This window comes from Rhodobaculum claviforme (assembly GCF_016653255.1).
In the GTDB taxonomy this organism is placed as follows: domain Bacteria; phylum Pseudomonadota; class Alphaproteobacteria; order Rhodobacterales; family Rhodobacteraceae; genus Rhodobaculum; species Rhodobaculum claviforme.
Genome location: NZ_NHSD01000092.1, coordinates 1 through 5,368 on the forward strand (window position 1 = coordinate 1; position 5,368 = coordinate 5,368).

Annotated in this window: 5 protein-coding genes; all 5 read left to right on the forward strand. The window is 70.9% G+C overall.

The annotated features are described in order from the left end of the window. Positions 1–43 precede the first annotated feature (43 nt). The 5 genes from CCR87_RS01660 to CCR87_RS01680 all read left to right on the forward strand — a co-directional run bounded on the left by CCR87_RS01660 (position 44) and on the right by CCR87_RS01680 (position 5,305). Positions 44–436, forward strand: coding sequence for a hypothetical protein (locus tag CCR87_RS01660; protein ID WP_201155590.1), 393 nt, complete (start codon positions 44–46; stop codon positions 434–436). A 185-nt stretch (positions 437–621) separates the two neighbouring features. After that, positions 622–1,914: a helix-turn-helix domain-containing protein gene (locus tag CCR87_RS01665; RefSeq protein ID WP_201155594.1), complete on the forward strand. Its 1,293-nt coding sequence runs from the start codon at positions 622–624 to the stop codon at positions 1,912–1,914. Between the two features lie 81 nt (positions 1,915–1,995). Then, complete coding sequence (gene ispG, locus CCR87_RS01670; protein ID WP_201155591.1) at positions 1,996–3,129, forward strand: flavodoxin-dependent (E)-4-hydroxy-3-methylbut-2-enyl-diphosphate synthase; 1,134 nt, start codon at positions 1,996–1,998, stop codon at positions 3,127–3,129. Positions 3,130–3,246: 117 nt separating this feature from the next. Further along, positions 3,247–3,936 (forward strand): type 1 glutamine amidotransferase, encoded by a 690-nt coding sequence (locus CCR87_RS01675; RefSeq protein WP_201155592.1) that lies wholly within the window; start codon positions 3,247–3,249, stop codon positions 3,934–3,936. A gap of 10 nt (positions 3,937–3,946) precedes the next feature. Continuing rightward, positions 3,947–5,305: a glutamine synthetase family protein gene (locus CCR87_RS01680; protein WP_201155593.1), complete on the forward strand. Its 1,359-nt coding sequence runs from the start codon at positions 3,947–3,949 to the stop codon at positions 5,303–5,305. The last annotated feature ends 63 nt before the right edge of the window (positions 5,306–5,368 follow it).

A 5,368-nucleotide genomic window follows, 5' to 3' on the forward strand; every position in this document is an offset into this window, starting at 1 on the left:
CCCTGTCCAGAGCACGCGCCCACCCCGACCGCAGGAGAGCCCCATGCGCCCGATCCCCACCGCCCTCGTGCTTGCCGTCGCCCTCGGTGCGGGCCCGGCGCTGGCCGCCGACACCCGCACGCTGTCCCACCCGACCGCCGAGGTGACGCTGCACCTGCACGCGTTCCTCAGCCCCGAGGATCGCGCCCTGCTGGAGGCCGTCGCCGCCAGCCCCGAGGGCCTGGCGATGCTGCTGGGCGACAGCGGCGGGCATGGCGCCATTGCGCTGGCCCCCGGCGAAGGCATGGTGCGCGACGGGGTTCCCAGCGCCTCGGCGGCTGCCGTGGGTGCGCTGCCCGATGCCGCCGTCGCCCGCGCCCGCGCGCTGGAGATGTGCGACGCCGCCCGTTCCACCCGCCCAGATTGTGCCGTCGTCCTTGAGGTCGCGCCCCGGTAATGCGCCCGATCCGGGCCGCGCGCCGCCCTTCCCGCAGGCGCCGATGCGCGCAGATCCGCCGCTTTGGCCAAAAGGCAGCTTAATTTGCGGGTATGTTGTGCTAGACAGGGGCCAACGGAATGGGCGACACCGAATCCATCGGGACGACCCGCCGGCCAAGAAGCGGCATCTATGGGGCAGGCAGCATGATCGGGCGCAGGCAGCCAGCAGCGGCGCAGCCGGAGGAGACCGCGCACGCGTTGCCGCGGGGCTTCGACGATTATGACCTGCGCCTGGGCGACATCATGCGCGGCGAACGCGCGACCATCGGCAAATCCCTGCTCGACGTGCAGCGCGACCTCAAGATCCGCGCCAGCTACATCGCCGCGATCGAGAATTGCGACGTCGGCGCGTTCGAAACCCGCGGCTTCATCGCGGGCTACCTGCGGTCCTATGCGCGCTACCTCGGGATGGACCCCGAATGGGCCTATGCGCGCTTCTGCGAGGAAGCCGGGTTCACCCCCACCGACGGGCTGACGGCGGCCTCGGGGGCGCGCCCCGGTGCCTCCGACCGGCCGCTGCCGCGCGTCGGCGCGGGCGCGCATGTCGCGCGTGCCCCCTTCGGTCCCGGCCGCTTCGCGCCCAGGGCCGAGCCGTGGTTCGACCGTCTCGACCCCGGCGCTCTGGGCTCGGTGGCGGTGTTGGCGCTGCTGATCGCGGCGCTGGGCTATGGCGGCTGGAGCGTCCTGCAGGAGGTCCAGCGCGTGCAACTGGCCCCCGCCGACAACCCGCCCAGCGTCCTGGCCGAGCTCGACCCCCTGGCCGGTGCGCGCATGGCCGAACCGCTGGACGACCCCGCCATGGCGGATCTGGCCGGCGCGGACCGGCTGCGGCGTGGCCCCGATGCCTTTGACCGGCTGTACCGGGCGCCCGCGCTGGACGTGCCGGTGATGGTCGCCCGCGACGGCCCCATCGCCGCGATCGACCCGCGGGTCGAAGGCGCGCTGGCCGACGTCGCCCGCCGCGCCCGCGACGACGGAGAGATCGACGCCGTCGCCGCCGCCGTGGCCCGCAGCCTTGCCGGCCTCGACGGGGGCGGCACCGATGCCCCCGGAGTGCTGGCCGCTGGGCAGGGTGCGGACCCGCCCGGAACCGTGCGCGTCAGCCAGGCAGCCCCCCCGCAGGTGGAGATCCTCGCCGTCCGCCCCGCCTGGATCCGCGTCCAGCGCGCCGACGGCACCGTGCTGTTCGAACGCATCCTCGACGCGGGCGAACGCTACACCGTGCCGGCGCTCGAGGACCCCGCCCGGCTGCGCGCGGGCAACTCCGGCGCGGTCTATTTCCTCGTGGACGGCCAGACCTTCGGCCCCGCCGCCCCCGGCGCCAACATCGCCCGCAACGTGGAGCTGTCGGCCACCGCCCTGCGCGACGGCTTTGCGGTCGCCGACCTGACCCGCGACCCCGACCTCGCCCGCTTTGCCGAGGCCGCGGCCGACTGACACCCCCGCAGGCCCAAACGGACATTGCCCGTGGCACCGCGTCGGGTTATCTGTCGGCCAACGCATCGCAACAGGTGGACCATGGCCCACAACCACATCCGACCCTGGCGCAACATCTATCGGCGCAAGTCGCGCCAGATCATGGTCGGGCCGGTGCCCGTGGGGGGCGATGCACCGATCACGGTGCAGACCATGACCAACACCGACACCGGCGACGTGGCCGCCACCGTGGCGCAGATCCACGCCTGCGCCGAGGCGGGCGCCGACATCATCCGCGTCTCCACCCCCGACGAGGCCGCGACGAAGGCCCTGCGCGAGATCGTGCGCGAAAGCCCCGTGCCCATCGTCGCCGACATCCACTTCCACTACAAACGCGCGATCGAGGCCGCCGAGGCCGGCGCCGCCTGCCTGCGCATCAACCCCGGCAACATCGGCGACGCGCGGCGCGTTCGCGACGTGGTCAAGGCCGCCAAGGACCATGGCTGCTCCATCCGCATCGGCGTCAACGCAGGCTCGCTCGAACGCCACCTGCTGGAGAAATACGCCGAGCCCTGCCCCGAGGCGATGGTCGAGAGCGCGCTCGACCACATCCGCCTGTTGCAGGACAACGACTTCCATGAGTTCAAGATCTCGGCCAAGGCGTCGGACGTGTTCCTTGCCGCCGCCGCCTATCAGGCGCTGGCCGATGCCACCGACGCGCCGATCCACCTCGGCATCACCGAGGCGGGTGCCTACATGGCCGGGACGGTGAAATCCGCCATCGGGCTGGGCAACCTGCTGTGGATGGGCATCGGCGACACCATCCGCGTGAGCCTCTCGGCCGAGCCGGTGGAGGAAGTGCGCGTCGGCTACGAGATCCTCAAGGCGCTGGGGCTGCGGCACCGGGGCGTCAACATCATCTCCTGCCCGTCCTGCGCGCGCCAGGGCTTCGACGTCATCCGCACGGTGGAGACGCTGGAGGCCCGGCTGTCGCACATCAAGACACCCATGAGCCTGTCCATAATCGGCTGCGTGGTCAACGGCCCCGGCGAGGCGCTGATGACCGATCTGGGCTTCACCGGCGGCGGCGCGGGCTCGGGCATGGTCTATGTCGCGGGCAAGCAGAGCCACAAGCAGTCCAACGACCAGATGATCGACCACATCGTGGAGCTGGTGGAGAAACGCGCCGCCGAACTCGACGCCGAGGCTGAGGCGCAGACGCAGGCCGCTCAGTAACCGCCCCCGCGCGGTCGGCGCCGTTGCGCCGCCCCCCTTGCGCGCCCGCCTTGCCGGCCCCCCTTGCCGACCCACCGTGGCGCAAGCTATCGTTGCGCATCAACTCACGGGAACCCCATGCGTATCGGCATCCTCGAAACCGGGCTTGCGCCAGATGATCTGCGCGCACGCCACGGCTCCTATCCTGATCTGTTCACCCGCCTGCTGGGCCGGCACGGATTTGACTTCACCACCCACCGCGTCGTCGAGATGGAGTTTCCCGACAGCGTGCATGACGCCGAAGGCTGGCTGATCACCGGCTCGCGCCACGGCGTCTACGAGGACCACCCCTTCATCCCCCCGCTCGAGGCGCTGATCCGCCAGGCCGTCGCCGAGGCGGTGCCGGTCGTCGGCATCTGCTTTGGCCACCAGATCATCGCGCGGGCACTGGGCGGTCGGGTGGAGAAGTTCCCCGGTGGCTGGGCCGTCGGCCCGCAGGACTATGACTTCGACGGCACGCCCCTGCGCCTGAACGCCTGGCACCAGGACCAGGTGATCGACCCGCCCGAGGGCGCCGAGGTCATCGCCACCCACCCCTTCTGCCCCTATGCCGGGCTGCGCTATGGCGACCGGGCATTCAGCGTGCAGGCCCACCCCGAATTCCCCGACGACTTCGTGGCCGGCCTGATCGAGACGCGCGGGCGCGGCGTGGTGCCCGACGACCGACTCGATGCCGCGCTGGAGCGGCTGGGCGGCCCGGGCGACTCGGGCGTCCTGGCCGATCGCATCGCCAATTTCTTCCGCCAGCCGCGACGCAGCGCGGCCTGAGGAGCACCCAATGTCCCACTGGACCGACCAGCTTCCGCAACACGCCCGCGACTATATCGCCGGGCGCACCCTGGACGAGGTGGAGTGCATCGTCCCCGACCTTGCCGGCGTGGCCCGCGGCAAGGCGATGCCCGCGTCGAAATTCGCGACGCAGAAGCGCTTCTTCCTGCCCAACACGATCTTTCAGCAGACCATCGCGGGCGACTGGGCCGAGGTGCCGGGCGACAACTATACCGAACCGGACATGATCCTGCGGCCCGACTACTCCACCGCCTCGGCCGCGCCCTGGACGGCGGACGTGACGCTTCAGGTGATCCACGACGTGTTCGAACAGACCGGCGAGCCGATGCCGGTGGCGCCGCGCAACGTGCTCAAGCGCGTGGTGCAGCTCTATGCCGATCGCGGCTGGTCGCCGGTGGTGGCGCCCGAGATGGAGTTCTATCTGGTCGCGCGCAACCTCGATCCGGCCAAGCCGATCGAACCGCCGATGGGCCGCACCGGGCGCCGCGCCGCCGGCCGGCAGGCCTATTCCATGAGCGCGGTGGACGAATACGGCCCCGTCATCGACGTGATCTACCGCTTCGCCGAGGCGCAGGGCTTCGAGATCGAGGGCATCACCCAGGAGGGCGGCGCGGGCCAGGTGGAGATCAACATGCAGCACGGCGCCGCGGTCGAACGCGCCGACGAGATCTTCTTCTTCAAGCGCCTGATCCGCGAAGCCGCCCTGCGCCACGACTGCTTCGCCACCTTCATGGCCAAACCCATCGAGGGCGAGCCGGGCAGTGCGATGCACCTGCACCACTCGGTCATCGACAGCACCACCGGGCAGAACATCTTCAGCGATCCGCAGGGCGGTGAGACGGCGACGTTCCGCCATTTCATCGGCGGCATGCAGACCTATCTGCCGGCGGCGATGGCGGTGCTCGCACCCTATGTGAACAGCTACCGGCGGTATGTGCGCCACTTCGCGGCGCCGATCAACCTGGAGTGGGGGCGTGACAACCGCACGACGGGGCTGCGCATTCCGGTGTGCGACGCCAACTCGCGGCGGCTGGAGAACCGGCTGGCGGGGATGGACTGCAACCCGTATCTGGGCATCGCCGCGTCGCTGGCCTGCGGATACCTCGGCATGATCGAGGAGCGCGAGCCGCGCGCGGAATGCGTGGGCTCTGCCTATCGCGGCGACGAGGACGAGCTGCCGGAGACGCTGGGCGGCGCGCTCGACATCTTCGAGGACTGCGCGCCGATCCGCGAGGTGCTGGGCGAGCGGTTCTGCGGCGTCTACGAGGCAGTCAAGCGCACCGAATACACCGAGTTCCTTCAGGTCATCAGCCCGTGGGAGCGTGAACACCTTCTTCTGAACGTCTGAGGCCGGCCCCGCGGGGTGCAGGCCGCAGGCCCGCACCCCGGAGGCGTGGCTCCCACCCACCCA